The organism is Arthrobacter sp. ov118 (assembly GCF_900116495.1).
Classification (GTDB): Bacteria; Actinomycetota; Actinomycetes; order Actinomycetales; family Micrococcaceae; genus Arthrobacter.
Map to the genome: position 1 here is coordinate 29,875 of NZ_FPAY01000013.1, position 22,539 is coordinate 52,413.

Here is a 22,539-nt window from a genome sequence, read left to right on the forward strand (position 1 = left end):
TCACAGGGGGAGAGGCGGGCAGTAATGTCGCCGGTCCCCGCCCGACGCCCAATGATGGACACTGCAGAGAGGAAACGCGTTGATCGCGCTTGCGCTCCCGGCCCAAGATTCAGGAACCTTCACGCCTCCTGGAATTGAAGAACTTCACCTGCCGGCTATCCTGCCCTGGGGTGCGGCCGAAGGATTCTCCAAGCAGATGCTGCTGGTAATCCTGTCGGTCGTCATTATCGCTACATTCTTTGTGCTAGCTGCGCGGAAGCAGCAGCTGGTCCCCGGCAAGCTGCAGTTCGCAGGCGAGGCAGCTTATGGCTTCGTCCGCAATGGTATCGCCAAGGACATCATCGGCGGCAGGGACTTCATGAAGTATGTCCCGCTGCTGTTCACCCTTTTCTTCTTCATCCTGGTGAACAACATCTACGGTGCTATCCCCGTCATCCAGCTCCCGACCTTCTCGCACGTCGGCGGAGCCTACGTGCTCGCCGCGATCGTCTATGTCACCTGGATCGGCATCGGCGTCAAGAAGAACGGCCTGCGCTACTTCAAGCTGGCCACCGTTCCTACCGGTGTCCCTTGGTACATCCTCCCGATCGTCATTCCGATCGAGATCATCTCCAACTTCCTGGTCCGTCCGGTCACGCACAGCCTCCGTCTGTTCGCCACCATGCTGGCCGGCCACCTGATCGTGATGATCGCCGGTGCAGGCGTTGAATTCCTCGTCATGCAGGAAAGCGTTCTGCTCAAGGGCGCGTCCGTACTCGTCCTTGGCGGCGCCATTGCCATGTACATGCTCGAAGCGCTGATCATGGTGCTCCAGGCCTACGTCTTCACACTGCTGACCGCGATCTACATCGAGGGCGCGCTCCACGCCGACAGCCACTAGGCCCGCCGCCGCAGGCGCAAAGCGTCAGGCACAGCGTCAACCGGCGCAAAACATAGTCTTCCCCTCACGGGGATGAAGCAACCCAAACAACCTGCCACATGGGTGGCATCTTGAAAGGAACAAAAATGGAAGGCTCCATCAACGGCTCCCTCAACCTCGTCGGCTACGGCCTCTCCGCCATCGGCGGTGGTATCGGCGTGGGTCTCGTGTTCGCTGCCTACATCAACGGCGTGGCACGTCAGCCGGAAGCCCAGCGCGTCCTGCAGCCGATCGCATTCCTCGGCCTTGCGCTGACTGAAGCCCTCGCCATCCTGGGCCTGGTCTTCGCGTTCGTTCTCAAGTAAACAGAACAACCGAACATCCAGAACCGAGTAGATAAGGACGGGTGAAATATGCATCAAGCGATCATCTCAGCCGCCACCGAAGGCGGTACTAACCCCCTCGTTCCCAATCCTTGGGAGATGCTTGTCGTCTTCGCCGGCTTTGCTGTCCTCATGTTCATCGTGGTCAAGTACGTTGTCCCGATGTTCGAGAAGACCTTCGCAGAGCGGGCCGAGGCCATTGAGGGCGGCATCGCCAAGGCCGAAAAGGCCCAGGCCGAGGCCTCCGCTGCACTCGAAGAGTACAAGCAGCAGCTCACGGACGCCCGCGCGGAAGCCAACCGCATCCGTGAGGAAGCACGCGCCGAAGGTGCCCAGATCCTTGCAGAACTGAAGGAGAAGGCGGGTGCCGAGTCTGCCCGCATCACCGCTCAGGCCCACGCCCAGATCGAATCCGAGCGCCAGGCGGCCGTTGTGTCGCTGCGCACGGAGGTCGGGACGCTGGCCACGACGCTGGCAAGCCGCATCGTCGGCGAGTCGCTGAGCGACGACGCACGGTCGGCCCGAGTGGTTGACCGCTTCCTGGCAGATCTGGAGAACCAGAACGCGGGTGTAGCTAAGTAATGGCAGGTGTATCGAGCGAATCGCTGGCCGCTGCGCTGGCGGCACTGGAAGCCAAGCTTCCCTCCGCGTCGCTGCAGTTGGCAAAGGAACTCTTCGGAATCCTGGGCACGGTGGACAGCTCGGCTGGCTTGCGCCGCGCCTTGACTGACCCGTCCCGGAGCGCCGACGAAAAGTCGGCGCTGATCAAGCAGCTCTTCAGCGGAAAAGTATCCCCTGATGCTGTTGAGATCGCTGCCGGACTGGCCAGCTCCCGCTGGGCGTCGGCACGGGATATCGGCGATGCACTCGAGACCCTTGCCGCTTCGGTGGTCATCGCAGTTGCCGAGAACAAGTCGGCCGTCTCTGCCTCCGGGCTCACCGGGCTGGAATCGCTGGAGAACGACCTGTTCACCTTCAACCAGTCCGTCGAGTCCAGCCACGAGGTCCAGCGCGCTCTGTCCGAGCCGCAGGCCAGCCCGGCCGCCAAGGTGTCCCTCGCCGAGAAGCTCGTACCCGGTGCGAGCGAGGAAGCGAAAGTCCTGATCGGACAGGCCGTCACGGCACCTCGCGGGCTCAAGGTCACCAAGCTCGTTGGCCGTTTCGCCGAGCTTGCCGCCAAACGCCAGCAGCGCTGGATTGCAACGGTCAGCGTCACCCGTCCGCTGACGGAGACCCAGACCAGCCGCCTGCAGGCGGGGCTCAACGCCCTCTATGGGCGCGAGCTCAAGATCAACATCAACGTTGACCCGGCACTGATCGGTGGAATCCGGATCCAGGTTGGGGATGAAGTGGTTGACGCTTCCCTCCTGACCCGTCTGGGTGAACTTCACCGTCAGCTTGCCGGCTAGCCGGACAAGCACAACCTAACGACAAGAAACCCCGGTCATCGTGAGCAACGATGATCACGAAACAGGAGAGCAGGGACTGCAGATGGCCGAATTGACCATCAACGCCGACGACGTCCGTAATGCGTTGAACGAGTTCGCGGCGTCCTACGAACCCGGAAACGCAGAGCGCGTAGAGGTCGGCCGTGTAACAACCGCAGGTGACGGCATCGCCCGTGTTGAGGGCCTTCCCTCGGTCATGGCGAACGAGCTGCTTCGCTTCGAAGACGGCACCCTGGGCCTTGCCCAGAACCTTGACGTCCGCGAAATCGGTGTCATCATCCTCGGTGACTTCACCGGAATCGAAGAAGGCCAGGAAGTCCACCGCACCGGGCAGGTTCTGTCCGTGCCGGTCGGCGACGCCTTCCTCGGCCGTGTGGTTGACCCGCTGGGCCAGCCCATCGATGACCTCGGCGACATCAAGGCCGAGACCACCCGTGCCCTGGAACTCCAGGCGCCCGGCGTGACCCAGCGTAAGTCGGTCCACGAGCCGATGCAGACGGGCCTGAAGGCCATCGACGCGATGATCCCGATCGGCCGCGGCCAGCGTCAGCTGATCATCGGCGACCGCCAGACCGGCAAGTCGGCGATCGCGATCGACACGATCATCAACCAGAAGGCCAACTGGGCTTCCGGCGATGTCACCAAGCAGGTCCGCTGCATCTACGTCGCCATCGGCCAGAAGGCGTCCACGATCGCGGCCGTCCGCCAGACTCTGGAGGACAACGGCGCACTGGAATACACCACCATCGTGGCTTCCCCCGCGTCCGACCCCGCAGGCTTCAAGTACCTGGCACCGTACGCCGGCTCGGCCATCGGCCAGCACTGGATGTACGGCGGCAAGCACGTCCTCATCGTGTTCGATGACCTCTCCAAGCAGGCCGAGGCTTACCGTGCAGTGTCGCTGCTGCTCCGCCGCCCGCCGGGACGCGAAGCCTACCCGGGCGACGTCTTCTACTTGCACTCCCGTCTGCTGGAGCGTTGTGCCAAGCTCTCGGACGAGCTCGGTGCAGGCTCGATGACCGGTCTGCCGTTGATCGAGACCAAGGCGAACGACGTTTCGGCCTACATCCCGACCAACGTGATCTCCATCACCGATGGCCAGATCTTCCTGCAGTCGGACCTCTTCAACGCCAACCAGCGTCCCGCTGTCGACGTCGGTGTGTCCGTCTCCCGCGTCGGTGGCGCCGCCCAGGTCAAGTCCATGAAGAAGGTCTCCGGTACCTTGAAGCTGGAACTGGCCCAGTACCGCGACATGCAGGCCTTCGCCATGTTTGCCTCGGACCTCGACGCAGCTTCGCGCCAGCAGCTGACCCGTGGTGCACGCCTGATGGAACTGCTCAAGCAGGGCCAGTACTCGCCGTTCCCGGTCGAGAACCAGGTCGTCTCCATCTGGGCCGGTACCAACGGCTACCTCGACGACGTTCCGGTTGAAGACATCAACCGCTTCGAGACCGAGTTCCTGGAGCACCTCAAGCACAAGTCCTCCATCCTGACGACGCTGGCCCAGACCAACGTCATGGACGACGACACCGCTGAAGCGCTGAAGACCTCGATCGTGGACTTCAAGAAGGGCTTCTTCGGCGAGGGGGACAACCTCCTGGTCGGTGCGGGCCATGAGGAGCACAACGCCATCGGCGAGGATCAGGTCGACCAGGAAAAAATCGTCAAGCAGAAGCGCTAGTTTCGCTGGCAGGAACTGCCGGGACCCGCACGGGTTCCGGCAGTCCCGGCCATCGGGATCTTAGGAAAGGATAAGTATGGGAGCCCAGATCCGGGTCTACCGCCAGAAGATCAGCTCGACGACGTCGATGCGCAAGATCTTCAAGGCGATGGAACTGATCGCTACCTCGCGCATCGGCAAGGCCCGCGCACGCGTAGCAGCTTCACTGCCTTACGCGAACGCGATCACGCGTGCCGTTTCTGCTGTCGCAAGCCAGAGCGAAGTCGACCACCCGCTGGTCACCGAGCCGGCCCAGATCCGCCGGGCCGCCGTCCTGGTGATCACCTCGGACCGTGGCCTCGCAGGGTCATATTCCGCGAGCGTCCTCAAGCAGGCCGAAGGCCTTAACGAGCTGCTCCACGCGGAAGGCAAAGAAGTCAAGACATTCCTGGTCGGCCGCAAGGCGCAGGCGTACTTCGACTTCCGGAACCGGCCGTACCACCGGGTGTGGACCGGCAATACGGATGCACCGGAGTTTGCGACCGCGAAGGAAGTCAGCGAAGCACTGCTGACCGACTTCGCAGCCGCCTACGAAGAAGAGGGCGGTGTCGACGAGATCCACGTCGTGTACACCCGCTTCAAGTCGATGGTGACCCAGGAGCCGACGGTCGTCCGTCTGCTGCCGCTCGAGGTTGTCGAAGAGACCGCCGCGTCCGAGTCGGACCTGCTGCCGCTCTACGAATTCGAGCCGGAAACGGAGCAGGTCCTCGATGCCCTGCTGCCGCGCTACATCGAATCACGTATCTTCGCCGCCATGTTGCAGGCAGCAGCTTCCGAGCTCGCCGCCCGCCAGCGGGCGATGAAGTCCGCTGGCGACAACGCCACGGAACTCATCAAGAAATACACGCGTCTGCGCAACACTGCCCGCCAGGCTGAAATTACGCAGGAGCTTTCCGAAATCGTGGCCGGTGCCGACGCCTTGAGCGCGTCCTAGCCAGCCCGACGCCGGATCCAGCTGTACCTGCACCAAGAGATAAACTTAACCCCACGCCATCTACTGAGTGAAGTGAGAGAGATGACTGCCACTGCTACCGAACGCGTAGCCGCAACGACCGGTGCCACCGGCCGTATTGCACGCGTTATTGGCCCGGTTGTCGACGTCGAATTCCCGGCTGACGCAATCCCCTCGATTTACAACGCACTCACCACCGAGATCACTCTCAACGGTGAGACCCGCACCATCACGTTCGAGACTGCCCTGCACCTGGGCGACAACCTCATCCGTGCCATCTCCCTCCAGGCCACCGACGGACTCGTCCGCGGTACCAATGTTGTGGACACCGGCGCCCCGATCTCCGTGCCCGTGGGCGACGGCGTCAAGGGCCACATCTTCAATGTCCTCGGCAAGCCGCTGGACGTTGAAGAGTCCGAGATCCAGGCGGCCGACCACTGGCCGATCCACCGCAAGGCTCCCGCCTTCGCGACCCTGGAAGGCTCCACCGAGATGCTGGAGACCGGCATCAAGGTGATCGACCTCCTTACCCCCTACATCAAGGGTGGCAAGATCGGTCTGTTCGGTGGTGCCGGCGTCGGCAAGACCGTGCTGATCCAGGAAATGATCACCCGTGTTGCCCGCAACTTCGGTGGCACCTCGGTGTTCGCCGGTGTCGGCGAGCGTACCCGTGAAGGTAACGACCTCTGGGTCGAAATGGAAGAGGCAGGCGTCCTCAAGGACACCGCCCTTGTGTTCGGCCAGATGGATGAGCCGCCGGGAACGCGTCTGCGCGTGGCACTGTCTGCACTGACCATGGCGGAGTACTTCCGCGATGTGCAGAACCAGGACGTGCTGCTCTTCATCGACAACATCTTCCGCTTCACCCAGGCAGGCTCCGAGGTTTCTACCCTCCTCGGCCGCATGCCTTCGGCTGTGGGCTACCAGCCCAACCTGGCTGACGAGATGGGCCTCCTCCAGGAGCGCATCACATCCACCAAGGGCCACTCCATCACCTCGATGCAGGCCATCTACGTTCCCGCAGATGACTACACCGACCCGGCTCCGGCCACGACCTTCGCACACCTCGACGCGACCACGGAACTTTCCCGTGAAATCGCCTCCCGTGGTCTGTACCCGGCCGTTGACCCGCTGACGTCGACCTCCCGCATCCTGGATCCGCAGTACATCGGCCACGACCACTACAACACGGCCGTCCGCGTCAAGCAGATCCTGCAGAAGAACAAGGAACTTCAGGACATCATCGCCATCCTCGGCGTTGACGAACTCTCTGAAGAAGACAAGATCGTCGTGTCGCGTGCACGCCGCATCCAGCAGTTCCTCTCGCAGAACACCTACACCGCCAAGCAGTTCACCGGCGTCGAAGGCTCCACCGTGTCCATCAAGGACACCGTTGAAGGCTTTACCGCGATCTGCGACGGTGACCTTGACCACGTTGCAGAGCAGGCGTTCTTCAACGTCGGCGGCCTGGACGACGTCGAGCGCCAGTGGGCCAAGATCCAGGAACAGACCAAGTAATATGGCTGAGCTTGAGGTTGAGATTGTCGCAGCGGATCACTTCGTGTGGTCCGGAGCGGCCAAGATGGTCAAGGCCCGCACCAGCGATGGTGAAATCGGAATCCTGCCCGGCCACTCGCCCCTGCTGGCGATTCTGGCCGAAGGTGAACTGGCCATCGAGCCGGTTTCCGGTGACCGGATCACTGTAGCTGTCGACGGCGGATTCTTCTCCGTCGACAACAACAGGGTGGTTATTGTTGCTGACAACGCCCAAATGGGCGAAGCGGCTACTGCGGGGATCCGCTAGCACGACCTTGATGAACGATATTGGTTTGCCGTTCATCGTCCTGGCAACTGCCTTTGCGTTGCTGGTCTTTGCACTGTGCCTTGCGGGGGTGCGCCGCTTCAATCTGCGGCGCGCCCTCGGCACAGTGGACGCCTCCATTTGCACAGCTGGAAAGAGCTGGCAGATGGGGGTTTGTCGTTATCAGGACAACGACTTGGAGTGGTTCCGCGTGGTCTCACTCAGCGTGCGCCCCAAGCACACCTACCGGCGCAGCTCGCTGGAGCTGTTGGGCCGGCGCAAGCCCACCGAGTCCGAGCTCCTCAAGGTCCAGCCTGACGCTGTGATCGTGGAGCTCCGCTACGAGGGGCAGCAAGTCCTGCTCGCGATGAAATTCGACGCCTACGCAGGATTGTCGTCCTGGCTTGAGGCCGGACCCGTCATCGGCGTCGGCACCTGGCGCTAACGCCGGTGGATCTCATCGACGACCTGCGCGTGGTCGACGGCCCCGTTGCGTGGGCCGCGTGGGCCGCCGGTGCCGCGGGCCTGGCCTACCTCCTGTGGCACACCGTCTTCCGGCGCGGCCGCCGGTGGCGTCCCCCCGGCCCGGCCTCAGTTACCCTCGCAGGGGTGGTCCTGCTCGCCGTGGCGCTCGTCGCGGCCCTGCACTGGTTCCTGATTTATGCGGTCTCTGTCTTCCCCTCGGAACTTCCCGCGGAGCCGTTGGCGTGGTCCGCAGCCGCCGTCGCGGCCTTGCTGTTGCTGCTCCTGCGCCTCGTTGGTCTCCGGAATAGTGTCAATCTTCGGAACGGCGTCGGACAGAACCGGACGAAAGCCTGGCGTTCACGCGCCGCCGCCACGGCCGCCTTCCTGGCCGTCCTGGCGCTTTGCGCCGTGCAGATCAACATCTACTTCGGCCTGAACCACACCGTCGGCGACCTGACCGGGGCCGCCGTGGCCCGGATCCCGACGCTCGACGCCGGCCTGGGGCGTGCGGCCGGCGCTCCGCGTGCCACAGGACTCGAACAGTGGCACGCACCCCGGGACCTTCCGGCGGGCGTCATGGGCAAGGCCGCGATCCCCGGCACAGTTTCCGGCTTCCAGAGCCGGGACGCCTACGTCTACCTTCCGCCGGCCTACCAGAGTTCCCCCAGGCCCGCCCTGCCTGTCCTCGTGCTGTTCTCCGGCCAGCCGGGCAGCCCCGCCGACTGGCTGACCGGCGGCGCGCTCCAGAGTCGTCTCGATAACTTTGCCGCACAGCATGCAGGGGTGGCGCCCGTGACGGTGGTGGTCGATCCTAACGGCTCAGCCTCGGCGAACACGCTGTGCATGGACAGCCGGATTGCCCGGGCGGACACCTTCCTGGCCCGGGACGTGCCCGACTGGATCAACCGCACGTTCGACGTCGACCCCGATCCCCGGAACTGGGCCGTGGGCGGCTTCTCCTTCGGCGGTACATGCGCCATGCAGATGGTTACGAGGCATCCCAACGTCTACGGCGCCGCGCTGGCGTTCTCCAGCGAGAAAGAACCGGCCCTGGCCAAGGAGCGCGACAAGACCATCCAGGCCACCTTCGGCGCAGACGTGGCGGCCTTTGACCGGCTGACGCCGCTCTCCGTTCTGGCCAAAGACCGCTTCGACGGCCACGGCGTGTTCTTCGCCGCGGGGGAGCGTGATCCGGAATTCACCGGGTATATGGACGTGCTGTCAGAGGCGGCACGAAAGGCCGGGTTCACTGTCGAAACGCACCGGATTGCCAACGTGGGGCACTCGTGGGAGACCGCGGCCAACGGCCTGCCCGGCGGCCTGGACTTCCTGGAGCGCCGCTGGGGGATGGCACCATGAGCGTGGACACGAACACGCCGACGGCGGCGCGCCGGGGTCCCGAGGACGCATCGTGGCTGGGGGTATGGCAGCAGGGCATGCGGCGGACGCTTGCACACTTCCGGGCCGTGCCCTTCACCCTGGCCGTCCTCGCGGCCTTCCTCGTGACCGGTGCCATCACGGGCAGCTTCCTCTCCGGGCCGCCGCAGGCCCTGCTGCCCCTCGCCTCCGTCAGCGCCCCGGGGCTGCGGGCAGGTCACTGGTGGTCCCTGTTCACCTCCATGTTCTTCGCGACCAATCTGCTGGCCTACCTGGCAGCGTCCCTAATGATCCTGCTGCTGCTGGGCCTTGCCGAGCGGCACCTGGGTACGCTGCGGACGGCTGTCTTCTACTTCGCGGGCCAGTTCGCGGCGGTAACGCTGTACCTGCTGGCCACGCAGACGGCGCGGTATCTCGGCGACGGCTGGCTCGGCCTCATGGTCAATGCCCGGCTGATCGGGCCGTACGCCGCCGTCCTCGCCGTTGCCCTGGCCGCCGGCGGGCTGCTGCCCACGCTGTGGCAGCGGCGCCTGCGGACCGGCGTCGTGTCCGCGTCACTGCTGCTGGTCCTCTACGTCGGGCATCCCGAGACGGTGGTGGGGCTCACCGGGGCCCTCGCCGGCCTAGCCACGGGCTGGTGGATCCAGGACGACCGGGGGACCCTGCACCGCCACCGCTCAACGGGACGCGAAACGCGCAACCTGCTGGCTCTCACGGTTGCCATCTTTGCGGTGGGACCGATCCTCACGGCGGCGGTCAGCAGCCCCACCGGGCCGTTGGCGTTGTTGCGCGACGTCGTGTTGAATCCGCTGCCCACGCTGAGCCAGCTGGAGCAAAACTGCGGCGGGACCGTCGACGTCAGTTGCCTGGAGGCCGGCCGGGCCGGTTTCGCGGGCCCACTGGGCCTTGCGCTGGCAGTCGTCCCGGTGGTCCTGCTGCTGATCTGCGCGGACGGCATGCGGCAGGGACGCCGGTTGGCCCTGCGGATCGCCATCGCCGTCCAGCTCGGCGTGACGGCCCTGGCCGCAGTGTACCTGGCGCTGTTCGCCCGCATCCCGCACTACCCCAACCGGCCCCGGACGGCCGTCATGGGTTCGGGCTTTGTCCACGTGCTTCCGCTCGTGGCCGTGCCGCTGCTGCTGGTTCTGCTGCTGTGGTTCAACCGCCGGCAGTTCCGGGTGGAGACGGCGCCGCGGGCCCGGAAGATCCTGGGCCTGGTGGTCGGCGGTACCTGGCTGGCGCTCACCGGGGCCTATGCGGTGGCGTGGCTGGCCGCCGGCGGGATGGACCGTGACGGCGGAGTGCTGGGCCTGGCGGCCGAACTCGCCCGGCAGTACCTGCCGCTGCCCATTCCGGGCTCCTACGGCCGCCTCTTCCAGAACCGGAACGCCGTCGAGGCCAGTCTGTTCGCCTTTGCCGGCATCATCTTTTGGGGTGTTGCCCTGGCTGCCGTCTGGCTGGTCTTGCGGCGGCGGGTGCACGCCACCGGGCTGAACCGTACGGACGCCGGTTCCGGGGACCGCGATGCGGCCCGTGACCTGATCCGCCAGGGCGGCGACTCGCTGTCCTGGATGGCGCTCTGGGAACCCAACAAATACTGGTTCACGGCGGACCGGCGCGCCGGGGTCGCCTATCAGCAGCACGGCAACGTGGCCTTGACGCTCGCCGGCCCGTTTGGACCCGCGGCCCTGCGTGAGGAAGCCGCGGCAGGGTTCATGCGCTACTGCGCCGAGCACGCCCTGATCCCGTGCTTTTACTCGTGCACCGCCGAACTCTGGCCGATGTTCCGGGCCAGGGGTTTCCGCCGCGTGGCTGTGGCCCAGGAAACCAGGCTCGCCGTGCGCCAACTCGAATTCAAGGGCAAGGAATGGCAAAACGTCCGCACGGCCCTGAACCGCGCGGCCAAGACCGGCGTCGGCGTCGTGTGGGGACGCTACAGCGAATTCCCGGCCGCGCTGCGCGCCCAGCTCATCGAGGTCTCCGAAGACTGGGCGGCGCAAAAGCAGGTGCCGGAAATGGGGTTCACGCTGGGCGGCATTGACGAGCTCGACGACGACGAAGTGCTGTGCTGCCTGGCCATGGACGCCTCGGGACGGGTGCAGGGCGTCACGAGCTGGCTGCCCGTGTATGAGGACGGCCAGCTGGTCAGCTGGACCCTGGACTTCATGCGACGCCGCGGGGACGCCTTCCCTGGCGTCATGGAGTTCCTCATCGCTTCCGCCGTGCTCGAGCTCAAGCGCACGGTCGAGGTCATCTCCCTTTCCGGCTCGCCGCTGGCTAAGGAGGGCGCCGGGGACGACGCCGGGGACGGGGAAGCCGGTGGCGTGGCCGGGGACGGGGCGGCACGGGACAGCGCGGCCGGGGACGGCGCGGTAGCCGACGCCGGTCCGAACGGTCTGGCGGGAATCCTCGACGTGGTGGGCCGTGCCTTGGAACCCGTCTACGGCTTCCGCTCGCTGGCAACGTTCAAATCGCGCTTCAAACCCGACTACCGGACGCTCTACCTGTATTACCAGGATCCGCTGCAACTGCCCGCGATGGGCCGGGCCCTGAGCCGGGCGTATCTTCCCGGCCTGTCCGTCCGGCAGAGCGCGCGTCTGTTGCGAACGCTGGTGCGGTAGGCAGGCAATGCAGTTGGGCCTCTGCGCCCGCGCTGCCGGACAATTCCGCAGAACAATGTGGCCCAACAATGCGGTTGCGCATAGATGTAAACGCCCTGGACTGTAAACGCGCTGGACTGTAAACGCGCTGTGGGACGGTAAAAGCAGCTGAGTGGGAAACCCCGTCCCGCAATGCAAAAAATGATCCCCGGCACAAATGCCGGGGATCATTTTTACCGGAAATGCACTTGGCAGTTCCTGGCGGGAGACTAGACCAGCGTCACGCCGGTAGCCTGGGGGCCCTTGGCGCCCTGGCCGATCTCGAACTGAACGCGCTGGTTCTCATCGAGAGTCTTGAAGCCGCCGGTCTGGATCTCGGAGTAGTGAACGAAGACGTCACCGTCGGAGTCATCCGGGGTGATGAAGCCGAAGCCCTTTTCTGCGTTGAACCACTTCACGGTTCCCTGTGCCATTTGTTTCTCCTCATTGTGGATCTTGAATAAGTCCGGTGCACTTCACACCGGACTTTGGTCACTCTGCGAGAAGAACCTTGGCTTCGGTCCGGATTCACGGGCCTTGGCGGCGGGAGCTTCACGCTCGCAACATGTCTTGCGAGCATGAAAAAACACCTACACAAAGACTTGTATAAGAATTTCATGTCACCTGCGTCAGGTCAACGGGCGCAAGCGAGAATTGCATAAAATTTGTGCAAAGAACTGCTGAACGCGAATCATCCGCCCGGGAATGCGTCCCGGAGCAGGCCGGAGTCCGGCCTAGAAGAGTCTGGACTCGCTGTCGTCAACGCCGCGCATGGCGTCGTAGTCCAAGGTGACGCAGTCGATTCCGCGGTCCTTGGCGAGGACCTTAGCCTGCGGCTTGATCTGCTGGGCCGCGAAGATTCCCCGGACCGGTGCCAGCAGCGGATCCCGGTTCAGCAGTTCCAGGTACCGCGTGAGCTGTTCGACGCCGTCAATGTCGCCGCGCCGCTTGAGCTCAATGGCCACGGTGGTGCCGTCGGCGTCCCTGGCCAGAATGTCCACGGGGCCGATCGCGGTGAAGTACTCGCGGCGGATCAGCGAGAAACCGGTGCCGAGCAGCTCGATTTGGGCCGCCAGAAGACGCTGGAGGTCCGCCTCGACGCCGTCCTTGATCAGGCCAGGGTCCTGGCCCAGTTCGTGGGAGGTGTCGTGCAGCTGCTCGTGGATGTTGATGATCAGCCGGTCGTCGGTCTTGGCGGACTGGACCGTCCACTGCTCGATCACGCCGATCTCGACGTCGACCTCTTCCGGCGTGGACACCCGCAGCGACGCCGGGGGACTCATCCAGTTCAGCGGCTTGTAGGATCCGCCGTCGGAATGGACCAGGACGGAGCCGTCAGCCTTGACGAGCAGTAACCGGGTGGCCAGAGGGAGGTGGGCTTTGAGGCGGCCGACGTAATCGACGGAGCAACGGGCTATGACTAAACGCACCCGGTCTACTCTACCTGCCGCCAGCCGGCGGGGCCGGGGCGAGTGAAGAGGCGGCCGGGCTGGGGCAGAATGGAAGCATGCCCCGTTCCAACCGACCCCGCCGCGCTGCTTCGGGGAAGAGTGCTGCTTCTGGAAAGAAGGCGTACGGAGCGAACCAGGGGCCGGAGCTCGATCTGGAACGAGCCCGCTCAGGCTTCGCCCGCCGGGAGAGCGCGCCGGACGGTGAATGGATGGTCCGCTCCATGACCGCCAGCCGTGCGGAGAAGACCTACATCTGCCCCGGCTGCTCCACGGCCGTGCTGCCGGGCATCGCCCACTTGGTGGTCTGGTCCGAGGACCATCTCTTTGGTGCTGCCGCTGGCCTAGCGGAGCGCCGCCACTGGCACACCAACTGCTGGACCACACGGACGTACCGGTATCGCTAGCCGGTTCCGCTGGCCGGTTTCGCTGGTCGGTTTCGCTAAGGTGGACAGCATGACTTTTGATCCCGCGTCGTACGTCTTCACCCAGCCGTCCGCGCCGACCGCCATCCGCGCTTCCACCATCCTGCCGGCCCGCCGCGAGAACGTCGACCTGCGCACCTCGGACGGGCACCGGCTGGTGGGCGAACTGGCGGTCCCCGAATCCGGGGAGATCAAGGCGACCCTCATCACCTTGCACCCGCTGCCGACGCACGGCGGCTTCATGGATTCGCATGTCTACCGCAAGGCCTCCTACCGGCTGCCGGCCCTCGCCGGGGTCGCGGTGCTGCGCTTCAACACCCGCGGCACCTCCTCGCCGCGGGGTGTCAGCGGGGGATCCTTCGAGGAAGGGATCGGGGAGCGCCTCGACGTCGAGGCCGCGGTGCGGTTCGCCGTGGACCGCGGCCTGCCGAACCGGTGGCTGGTGGGCTGGTCCTTCGGCACGGAACTTGCACTTATGTACGGCGCCACGGAACCGGTGACCTCCGAGATCGAGGGCGCTGTTCTGCTCTCGCCTCCGCTGCACCGGGCCACGGACGCGCATTTGATGCAATGGGCCACGGCAGGCAAGCCGCTGAAGGTGCTGGTCCCCGAGCACGATGACTACCTGCAGCCGGCCGCCGCGGCGGAACGGTTCGCCATCGTGCCCCAAGCGCAGGTAATCGGCGTCGACGGCGCCAAGCATCTGTGGGTGGGGGAGAAGTACGCCGGACGGGTGCTCAACGAGATCGTGGACGAGGTCATTCCAGGCGGCGTTGGTGGCCCTGTAGGCGTTGCCGGTGGTGTTGGGAGTGGCGCCGGAACTGCCCTGCCGCAGGAATGGGACGGACCGGTCGCCACGGCCCACGCCTGAGGAAACCGCGCCGGTTCCGGAAATCCGCACCGAAATAGGACAGCCGCACCGTGGATCCACGGTGCGGCTGTCCTATTTCGGTGCGAAATCCGGCTTTCGGTGCGAAAACCCGTCAGCGGCTGTCCTGCCGGGCGATGAAGATTTCCTTGACCAGCAGCAGGACCGCCGCGGCTGTGGGGATGGCGATCAGGGCTCCGAGCACACCAAGCAGGCTGCCGCCGGCGATGACCGAAATGACGGCGACGGCCCCGGGCACCGCCACTGCCTTTTGCATGATTCGAGGTGAGATGAAGTAGGCCTCGAACTGGAGGTAGGCAAAGTAGCAGATGGCGAAGATTAGTGCCGTCTGCCAGCCGGCGGACAGGGCCACGAGGGTGACGAGGAATCCGGCGATCATGCCGCCCACGAGCGGGATGAAGGCGAGCAGGGCCACGACGAACGCCAGCAGCGTGCCGTACGGCACCCCGATGATCGACATCACGATGAAGGCGAACGTGGCGTTCAGCAGTGCCACGGCGGCCTGGCCGATCACGTAGTTGCCCACCGAGCTGGTGATTTCCTCGGACAGGGCGGCAACCCGGGTCCGGCGCGAGCGTGGCGCCAGCCGGTAGCCCCACTTCTTCATCGAGGGAAGGGCGCCCAGGAAGTACAGGCTCAGGACAAGCACGATCAGAGCGCCGAACAACCCGTTGGCCACGGTGGAGCCGAAGCCCACAACCCCGCCGAAGATGCCGCTTATGGCTTCCTGGTTGTTGACGAACTTCGTGAGCTCCTGGGCGATGCGGTCCCGTATGCCGAACTGCCTGTCAACGTTCCGGAAGAAATCGGAGTCAATGAAGTTCTGGACCCACTGCGGCGCCTGCTGCACCACCTGCGTGACCTGCTGCACAATCGTCGGGATGAGGGTGGCGAAGAATGCGGCCACTGCCAGTGCCAGGGTGGAGACCGCCATGAGAATGCCGGCCGACCTAGGGACATTCTTGCCTTCGAGCCAGCGCACCACCGGGTCCAGCCCCAGGGTGATGAAGAGCGCCGTGAGGATCCACAGGAGCAGCTGCGTCGTGTTCGAGCCGATCCAGTAAACCAGCAGCGCGAAGCCGACGCCGACGGTGCCCATGAAGCCCATATACAGCGGGTGCTGGGCGGACATCCGCGGTCCGGGGCTGCCGAAGCGGGCCCCGGTCCCGTCCTCGGCCTCCGGACCGGCCTCGGCCTCATGGTCGGGCGGCATTTCGAAGCGAAGCCGGGGCTGGGCTCCGGGAATTGGCTGGCGCAGGCGGCGGGCCACGGACACGAGCAGGCTGGCGGCGGCCGCCCGGGGGCTCGGGACGGTCTGGGGGCGGCGTTCCTGGCTGCCGGATTCTTGGGCTTCATCCGATCCGGCGGAGGACGAATCCGTATGTTCAGTCACTGCGTTTAAATGCCCTTAATTCTCTGTGGCGCCAGGCAGGCGGCCCTAGTGTGATGATCACCGCAAACACTATCAGCAGGCTTGTCAACACAAGGGTCGGGGGCCGCGGCGGCCCCCTCGGACGCGGGGGGACCGGGCCGCCGATCTGACTCAGGGGTAACAGAATGGTTACTATTGAAGCTAAGTGTCCGCTGATGATAGGTGTATTTTGCGTTTCAAGACTGCAGTCGCCCTGGTGCTGCTCGGCCTCCTGACACTGCTGGCCGGAATTGGCCAGAAGACTTTTTGGGCTCCTCCAGAGACAATCACGGCCACCGCTCCCGCGGGGACTGCCGCGCCGCTGACCGTCTTCGACGAGAAGCTGAGGACGCTTCACCCCGGGACCGTGCAGATCAACGTCAAGGGTGAAGGCAGCTTCATGCTGGCCGCGGGCCGGCCGGACGACGTCGACGCCTGGGTGGCGAAGACGGCGCACAACACCGTTGCCGGAGTCTCAGACGACGGCAAGGCCCTGCAGTTGACGCATACCGACGGCGAAGCCACCGCGCCCTCACCCGCCGGGTCCGATCTTTGGGTCACCACCGAGAACGCCAGCGGTGAAATGAACTACTCCTGGAACGCGCCGGCCGACGGCGACTGGTCCCTCCTGCTGGCAACTGACGGCACTAAGCCCGCCCCGAGCTCCATCACGATGACGTTCCCCAACGACACCTCCACGCCCTGGGCCATTCCGCTGATGGTGCTTGGCGGCCTGCTGATCATCGCCGGCGGCGCGTTGCTGGTCCTCAAGCCCAAGTCCGGCAGCCGGGCAGGCGGCGGGGGCAGCAGCATCTTCGCCCGCCGCGGCCAGGCCAAGGCGGCCGCAGCACAGGACACGGCAGCACAGGACACGGCATCACAGCCCGTAGCGCCGCAGTCCGCAGCGCCGGAGAAGTCCGCCCCCGGGAAGGCCACTCCCGAGCCGTTCAAGGGCGCCATGAGGGCGCGCCGTTCCGGCATCGTCGTGGCCGTTTTGACCGCAGCCGCCGTCGGCGGCACCTCCGTGGCGGCCCAAGCCAGCCAAACGCCCGCGCCGTCGCCGAGCGCCAGCGCACCGGCCTCCAGCGCCCCGGCCTCCGGCAGCGCGACCCCCGGCACTGCCGGCCAGGACCAGGCCGGTGAAGCACCGGTGCTGTTGGATGCCCAGTTCCGCCGCGTCCTGGAACAGGTTGCCAGTGCTGTCGATGCCGGAGACGCGGCCAAGGACGCCGCCAAACTGAAGCCGCGCGTGGCACAGTCCGAGCTCGAGGTGCGCACGCAGAACTACAAGGTCCGCTCACGGGTCGGCTCCTACGAGGCCCGCATGCCTGTCCGCTCCACGAAACTGCTGACCACGGTGGTCACCAACCAGCGCAGCTGGCCCCGCTCCGTCCTGGCCGTGACGCAGGGCGAGGGCAACGTCGTGCCGCAGCTGCTGACCCTGACCCAGGCTTCCGCGCGGGAAAACTACAAGCTCGTCAGCACCACGCCGCTGCAGCCCGGCGCCACGTTCCCGTCGATCGGGCGGGACGGCACACAGACCCTGGCCCCCTCGGACAAGTCCGGACTCCTGTACAGCGGTGAGGAAGCGCTCGCCGGGCTCGGTGACCGCCTGACCAAGGCCGACTCCACCTTCAAGGACAAGCTCGTTGAAGGCAAGTCGTCCCCGTACATCGCCGACACCCTCGCGTACCAGGCTGACGTCGTGAAATCGGGCGTCAACGGCACCTTTGCCTTCACGCACAAGGTGGCTGCCGACAATACTGTCGTGTTCCGGACGGCCGACGGCGGAGCGCTGGTCCTGGGCCGCCTGAACTTCGCGTTCGACGGCACCCCGAAGGCGGCCGGCGATAAGCTCACGATCGGCGAGGACGCAGCCGCCCTTGCCGGCGGCAAGGAGACCGGCACCGGCATGGTGCTCAACTTCGCCGAGTCCGTGGCCGTCTACGTCCCGCCGACCGGCTCCACGGATCCGATGAAGCTCGTGGCCGCCACCCGTGGCCTGGTCGGGGCGGCTTTCAAGTAGCCGCCCGCGGCGCCTGGGGTGGCGCCGGGGCGGGCTTCAATGGCTAGAGTGGTGCTATGACTACGCCAGCTTCCCGACCGGTCCCGCCAGTTGCCGCCAGCCCGCTCAACCTGCGCGGCGCCGTCGATCTTTCCGCCTTGAAACAGCGGCCGGCGCCCGCGCGCCCCTCCGCCGCCCGCCCACCGGAAGCAGGACCGGCTGCTCCAGCCGGTGACCAGGCCGCGGCCGGCGACGGCGGACAGCCCGGCCGTCCGCTGCGCGTGGACGTGACCGAGGGCAACTTCCAGGAACTCGTGGAGCTGTCGGCCCAGGTTCCCGTGGTGATCGCCCTCTGGGCCTCCTACTCGCCCGGCTCCGCCGGGTTGGTGGATGTCCTGGAAGGCATTGTCGAGAGCTACGACGGCCGGCTGGTCCTCGGCGCCGCGGACATCGACGTCTTCCCGCAGCTTGCCCAGGCCTTCCAGGTCCAGGCCGTGCCCACCGCCGTGGCCGTGGTCAAGGGCCAGCCCGTTCCGCTCTTCCAAGGCGGCGCGGACGAGCAGCAGGTACGCAGCCTCTTCGATGAACTCCTCAAGGTGGCCGCCGCGAACGGCGTGACCGGCCGGATCGGCGCCGGCGGTCCCGGCAGCACTGAACCGGAGGCTCCGCCGCTGCCGCCGCTGCACCAAGCCGCGTTCGACGCGATCGAGGCCGGCGACTACGCGGCCGCGGCGGCAGCCTACCGGCAGGCCCTGAACGAAATGCCCGCCGACGCCGACGCGAAGGCCGGGCTGGCGCAGGTGGAACTCATGGAGCGCCTGCAGTCCATCTCGGGACCCGAGGCGGATGCCCTCCGCCGGCTCGCGGCCGAAGAGCCGGACAACATCGACGCCCAGCTCGGCGTCGCCGACCTGGACATCGCCGGCGGGCACATCGAGGACGGCCTGGGCCGGGTCGTGGCGTTCATCGGCCGGAACTTCGGCCCGGAACGGGAGACCGCCCGGATCCGGCTGCTGGAGCTCTTCGACGTCGTGGGCGCCGCCGACGAGCGCGTCGCCAAAGCTCGGCAGGGCCTCGCCCGGGTGCTGTTCTAGTGGGGGCCGCTCTCTTTGCGCCGCTGGAGCTGAGGTCCCTGCGGCTGGAGCACCGCGGCTGGGTGTCCCCGATGTGCCAGTACAGCTGCGAGCCCGGCACCGGCGAGGGCGTGCCCACGGACTGGCACCTGATGCACCTGGGATCGTTCGCCACCGGTGGGGCGGCCTTGATCCTCACCGAGGCCAACTCCGTGAATGCCGCGGGCAGGATCAGCCCCCGCGACGCCGGAATTTACAACGATCGCCAGGCCGAGGCGTGGGAACGCATCACGTCCTTCGTGCACCGGAACGGCACCGCCGGGGCCAAGATCGGCACCCAGCTGGCTCACGCCGGGCGCAAAGCGTCCTCGTACTGGCCGTTCTCCGGCAAGAAGGGCAGCGTGCCGGCGTCCGACGGCGGCTGGGACACCGTGGGCCCCGGCGCGGGGGCCTTTGACGGCTACGCGCCGCCGTCCGCCATGACCGAGGCACAGATCGACGCCGTGATCGCCGACTTCGCGGCCGCCGCCGTGCGGGCCGCCGACGTCGGGTTCGACACGATCGAAATCCATGGCGCCCACGGCTACCTGCTGCACCAGTTCCAGAGCCCGCTCATCAACGACCGCACAGACAGCTGGGGCGGGGACGAAGCCGGCCGCAACAGGCTGACGCTCGCTGTCGTGGACGCCGTCCGGGATGTCATCCCGGATTCGATGCCGCTGTTGCTGCGGATCTCGGCCTCCGACTGGGCGCCAGGCGGGATCGACGCCGAGGCCTCGGTCCGGATGGCCGCTGCCGCCGCCGAGCACGGCGTGGACCTGGTGGACGTGTCCAGCGGCGGCGCCGTTGCCCACCAGCAGATTCCCCTGGGTCCCGGCTACCAGACCGGTTTCTCCGCCCGGATCCGGCGCGAAGCCGGGGTCAAGACCGGCACCGTGGGACTCCTGACGTCGGCCGGGCAGGCCGAGCACGCGGTGGCCACCGGCCAGGCCGACGGCGTGTTCATAGCCCGGGCCGCACTGCGGGATCCGCACTGGTGGCTGCGCGCCGCGTTTGAGCTCGGCCATGACCTTGCGTGGCCGCCGCAGTACGAGCGCGCCATGCCCCGGCATGTGTTCTAGAACGCCCCGCCAGTTGCACGGCTAGCCGGCCGCCGGGTCCGAAACTACGCCTTGCGGACGATCCATTCCGCGCTGGGGGACGGTTAGTCTAGCGTCATGACTTACCAACCCCCAGCCCCGGACGGACCGCCCGCACCGCCTGCCCCGCCGGTTCCCGCCCTGTCGCTGCGCGGCCTTGCCAAGCGCTTCGGCGACAAAATCGCCGTCGACGGGATCGCCCTGGACGTCCCGGCGGGCTCCTTCTATGGTGTGGTTGGCCCCAACGGCGCGGGCAAGACCACCACCCTGTCCATGGCGACGGGCCTGCTGCGCCCCGACTTCGGCACTGCGCTGGTCCACGGGGTGGACGTCTGGCAGGAGCCGCTGCGCGCCAAGAAGCTGATGGGCATCCTGCCCGACGGCGTCCGGCTGTTCGACCGCCTCAGCGGCACGCAGCTGGTCACTTACGCCGGCCTGCTGCGCGGCATGGACAAGGACGTCGTGACGTCGCGGGTCCGGGAACTGCTCGCGGCCCTGGACCTGACGCAGGACGCCGGCACCCTTGTGGTCGATTACTCCGCCGGCATGACCAAGAAGATCGCCCTGGCCTCGGCCCTGATCCACGCGCCGCGGCTCCTGGTCCTGGACGAGCCCTTTGAATCAGTGGACCCCGTCTCCGCGGCCAATATCCGGGACATCCTGGACCGCTATGTCGCCTCGGGTGGAACGGTCATCGTCTCCAGCCACGTCATGGACCTGGTCCAGCGCATGTGCGACCACGTCGCCGTGGTCGCCGGCGGCCGCGTGCTGGCGGCCGGCACCGTGGAGGAGGTGCGCGCCGGCGTGAGCCTTGAAGACCGCTTCGTCCAGCTGGTGGGCGGCCGGAGCCAGGCGGAAGGGCTGGAATGGTTGCGCACCTTCTAAGGCTCAAGGTCACGCTTCTGCGCAACAGCGTCCGGCGCAATCCCTGGCAGCTCGTGGGCCTCGGAATCGGGGCGCTCTACGCCCTCGGCGTCGTTGGCCTTTGCGTCGTAGGGCTGTTGCTCCTGCGCGGGCAGGACGTTGCGCTGGCACAGACGGTGGTGGTGCTCGGCGGGGCCGCGGCGCTGCTGGGCTGGGCTGTCATCCCGGTGGCCGCGTCCGCGGCCGACCTCACGCTGGACCCCGCACGTTTCACCACCTTTGCCGTCCCTACGCCGCAGCTGTTGGCGGGGCTGGCCCTCGGCGGCCTCATCGGCATCCCGGGAGCCGCCACCGCGCTCGTGGCGCTCGCCACCGTGGGCACCTTCTCCCGCAGCATCCCCGCGACGGCCGCAGCCCTGGTCGGGGCCGTGCTCGGCGTGCTGACCTGCATCGTCTTGTCCAGGGTCGTGACGACGGCGACAGCGGGACTGGCGAGCTCCCGCCGCTTCAAGGACGTCAGCGCCGTCGCCTTCCTCATCCCCCTGGTGCTGATGGGACCCATCATCGGGACCGTCGCACGGGGCATTGCCGGCTCGCAGGACTTCCTGACCGAACTGGCCAGCACCTTGTCCTGGACCCCAGCGGGCGCGGCTTTCTCGCTCGGGGGTGACGTCGCCGCAGGGAACCCTGGAGCGGCAGCGGTCAAATTCGTCGTAGCCCTGGCTACCTTGGCCGGGCTCGCCCTGTGCTGGAAGATCATGCTCCAGCGGGCCCTGGTCACGCCGCCCTACGTGGGCACGTCCAGGAAGCGCGCCGGAGGACTGGGCCTGTTTGGCGTGTTTCCCGCGACGCCGACCGGCGCGGTTGCCGCCCGGTCGCTGAGCTACTGGCTGCGGGACCCGCGCTACGCCGGGGCGCTCGTCGTCGTCCCGCTGCTGCCCGTGCTGATGCTCTTCCAGGGCAGCCAGAGCGGGTTCTATGGGCCGTTCCAGTTCGTGGGACCGGTGACGGCGTTCCTCCTGGCCTGGTCCATCTCCTCGGACGTCTCCTATGACAGCACCGCGTTCGCCCTGCACGTTTCCACCGGAGTTCGCGGCCTCCACGACCGGCTCGGCCGTGCGGTGGCGTGCCTGAGCTTCGCGCTGCCGGTGGTGCTGTTGTTCAGCATCGGCCCGTTCTTCTTCACCGGCGGCTGGGACCGGCTGCCCGCCGTCCTCGGGCTCGCGCTCGGCGTCCTCTTCACCGGCCTGGGCCTGGCCTCGGTGGTCTCGGCACGCTACACCGTGAACGTCCCGCTGCCGGGGGACAGCCCGTTCAAGAAGCCGCCCGGAAACGTAGCGCAGACCTTGGCGGTGCAGTTCGGCGGCATGGGCGTGCTCATGGTCCTCGTCGCGCCCGAACTGGCGCTCGTGGCCGCGCAGTTCATCACCGGCAGCTCCGTGCCGGGCTGGATCACCCTGGTCCTCGGGCCCGTGCTGGGCGTCGCGCTGTTCGTCGTCGGCGTTCGGGTCGGCGGAGCATGGCTTGACCGGCGGGCACCGGAGCTGCTGGCACAACTGGCCGTCGACCGCTGACGGGTGCATGCTGGGAGGGCGCAGATTGGAGCGCCGGAACCAGCAGCAAAGGCCCGGCATAGCAGCA

The 22,539-nt window shown here is 66.6% G+C and carries 21 protein-coding genes; 18 read left to right on the plus strand and 3 right to left on the minus strand.

The features are described 5' to 3' along the window. Window positions 1-79: 79 nt before the first annotated feature. The 11 genes from atpB (at window position 80) to BM372_RS18920 (ending at window position 11,626) form a co-directional block, all read left to right on the plus strand. Entirely contained in the window at window positions 80-880 is an 801-nt protein-coding gene (gene atpB / locus BM372_RS18870) for a F0F1 ATP synthase subunit A (RefSeq protein WP_090956987.1), read from the plus strand. A gap of 125 nt (window positions 881-1,005) precedes the next feature. Next, complete coding sequence (gene atpE, locus BM372_RS18875; protein WP_028276067.1) at window positions 1,006-1,224, plus strand: ATP synthase F0 subunit C; 219 nt, start codon at window positions 1,006-1,008, stop codon at window positions 1,222-1,224. Window positions 1,225-1,272: 48 nt separating this feature from the next. Beyond that, window positions 1,273-1,824, plus strand: a complete 552-nt coding sequence (locus BM372_RS18880; RefSeq protein ID WP_090956988.1) for a F0F1 ATP synthase subunit B — start codon at window positions 1,273-1,275, stop codon at window positions 1,822-1,824. After that, window positions 1,824-2,651, plus strand: coding sequence for a F0F1 ATP synthase subunit delta (locus tag BM372_RS18885; protein WP_090956989.1), 828 nt, complete (start codon window positions 1,824-1,826; stop codon window positions 2,649-2,651). Before BM372_RS18880 ends, BM372_RS18885 begins: the two co-directional genes overlap by 1 nt. Window positions 2,652-2,733: 82 nt before the next feature. Beyond that, window positions 2,734-4,371, plus strand: coding sequence for a F0F1 ATP synthase subunit alpha (gene atpA, locus BM372_RS18890; RefSeq protein ID WP_090957046.1), 1,638 nt, complete (start codon window positions 2,734-2,736; stop codon window positions 4,369-4,371). Window positions 4,372-4,447: 76 nt separating this feature from the next. Then, window positions 4,448-5,344, plus strand: a complete 897-nt coding sequence (locus tag BM372_RS18895; protein ID WP_090956990.1) for a F0F1 ATP synthase subunit gamma — start codon at window positions 4,448-4,450, stop codon at window positions 5,342-5,344. Between the two features lie 81 nt (window positions 5,345-5,425). Next, on the plus strand, window positions 5,426-6,880 hold the full coding sequence (atpD, locus tag BM372_RS18900; RefSeq protein ID WP_090956991.1) for a F0F1 ATP synthase subunit beta: 1,455 nt from the start codon (window positions 5,426-5,428) through the stop codon (window positions 6,878-6,880). Between the two features lies 1 nt (window position 6,881). Beyond that, window positions 6,882-7,166, plus strand: coding sequence for a F0F1 ATP synthase subunit epsilon (locus BM372_RS18905; protein WP_090956992.1), 285 nt, complete (start codon window positions 6,882-6,884; stop codon window positions 7,164-7,166). 10 nt (window positions 7,167-7,176) lie between these two features. Next, the gene (locus tag BM372_RS18910; RefSeq protein WP_090956993.1) at window positions 7,177-7,608 is read left to right on the plus strand and encodes a DUF2550 domain-containing protein; all 432 of its coding nucleotides are present in this window, start codon (window positions 7,177-7,179) and stop codon (window positions 7,606-7,608) included. A gap of 5 nt (window positions 7,609-7,613) precedes the next feature. Beyond that, entirely contained in the window at window positions 7,614-8,987 is a 1,374-nt protein-coding gene (locus BM372_RS18915; RefSeq protein WP_090956994.1) for an alpha/beta hydrolase, read from the plus strand. Beyond that, a complete protein-coding gene (locus BM372_RS18920; RefSeq protein ID WP_090956995.1) occupies window positions 8,984-11,626 on the plus strand; it encodes a bifunctional lysylphosphatidylglycerol flippase/synthetase MprF in 2,643 nt (880 codons plus the stop codon). The genes BM372_RS18915 and BM372_RS18920 overlap by 4 nt, the downstream gene beginning before the upstream one ends. Before the next feature lie 248 nt (window positions 11,627-11,874). On the opposite strand, the gene BM372_RS18925 is transcribed toward BM372_RS18920, so the two are convergent. Further along, window positions 11,875-12,078 carry a cold-shock protein gene (locus BM372_RS18925; protein WP_011692441.1) on the minus strand — a complete coding sequence of 68 codons (204 nt, stop codon included), beginning with the start codon at window positions 12,076-12,078 and terminating at the stop codon, window positions 11,875-11,877. A gap of 300 nt (window positions 12,079-12,378) precedes the next feature. After that, window positions 12,379-13,074: an endonuclease NucS gene (gene nucS / locus BM372_RS18930; RefSeq protein WP_090956996.1), complete on the minus strand. Its 696-nt coding sequence runs from the start codon at window positions 13,072-13,074 to the stop codon at window positions 12,379-12,381. 77 nt (window positions 13,075-13,151) lie between these two features. Between nucS and BM372_RS18935 the strand changes: the two genes are divergently transcribed. Continuing rightward, window positions 13,152-13,499 carry an ATP/GTP-binding protein gene (locus BM372_RS18935; protein WP_090956997.1) on the plus strand — a complete coding sequence of 116 codons (348 nt, stop codon included), beginning with the start codon at window positions 13,152-13,154 and terminating at the stop codon, window positions 13,497-13,499. 49 nt (window positions 13,500-13,548) lie between these two features. Further along, entirely contained in the window at window positions 13,549-14,388 is an 840-nt protein-coding gene (locus tag BM372_RS18940; protein ID WP_090956998.1) for an alpha/beta hydrolase, read from the plus strand. Window positions 14,389-14,500: 112 nt separating this feature from the next. On the opposite strand, the gene BM372_RS18945 is transcribed toward BM372_RS18940, so the two are convergent. Next, window positions 14,501-15,799: an AI-2E family transporter gene (locus tag BM372_RS18945; protein WP_090956999.1), complete on the minus strand. Its 1,299-nt coding sequence runs from the start codon at window positions 15,797-15,799 to the stop codon at window positions 14,501-14,503. 208 nt (window positions 15,800-16,007) lie between these two features. On the opposite strand from BM372_RS18945, the gene BM372_RS18950 reads away from it, so the two are divergent. From BM372_RS18950 to BM372_RS18970, 5 genes are all read left to right on the plus strand, one after another. After that, window positions 16,008-17,843 carry a hypothetical protein gene (locus tag BM372_RS18950; protein ID WP_090957000.1) on the plus strand — a complete coding sequence of 612 codons (1,836 nt, stop codon included), beginning with the start codon at window positions 16,008-16,010 and terminating at the stop codon, window positions 17,841-17,843. Window positions 17,844-17,899: 56 nt separating this feature from the next. Continuing rightward, complete coding sequence (locus BM372_RS18955) at window positions 17,900-18,916, plus strand: tetratricopeptide repeat protein (protein ID WP_090957001.1); 1,017 nt, start codon at window positions 17,900-17,902, stop codon at window positions 18,914-18,916. After that, window positions 18,916-20,016, plus strand: a complete 1,101-nt coding sequence (locus BM372_RS18960) for an NADH:flavin oxidoreductase/NADH oxidase (protein WP_090957002.1) — start codon at window positions 18,916-18,918, stop codon at window positions 20,014-20,016. The genes BM372_RS18955 and BM372_RS18960 overlap by 1 nt, the downstream gene beginning before the upstream one ends. A 96-nt stretch (window positions 20,017-20,112) precedes the next feature. Continuing rightward, window positions 20,113-20,919 carry an ABC transporter ATP-binding protein gene (locus BM372_RS18965; RefSeq protein ID WP_090957003.1) on the plus strand — a complete coding sequence of 269 codons (807 nt, stop codon included), beginning with the start codon at window positions 20,113-20,115 and terminating at the stop codon, window positions 20,917-20,919. Then, window positions 20,901-22,472 (plus strand): transporter, encoded by a 1,572-nt coding sequence (locus tag BM372_RS18970; protein ID WP_090957004.1) that lies wholly within the window; start codon window positions 20,901-20,903, stop codon window positions 22,470-22,472. The genes BM372_RS18965 and BM372_RS18970 overlap by 19 nt, the downstream gene beginning before the upstream one ends. Window positions 22,473-22,539 lie beyond the last annotated feature (67 nt).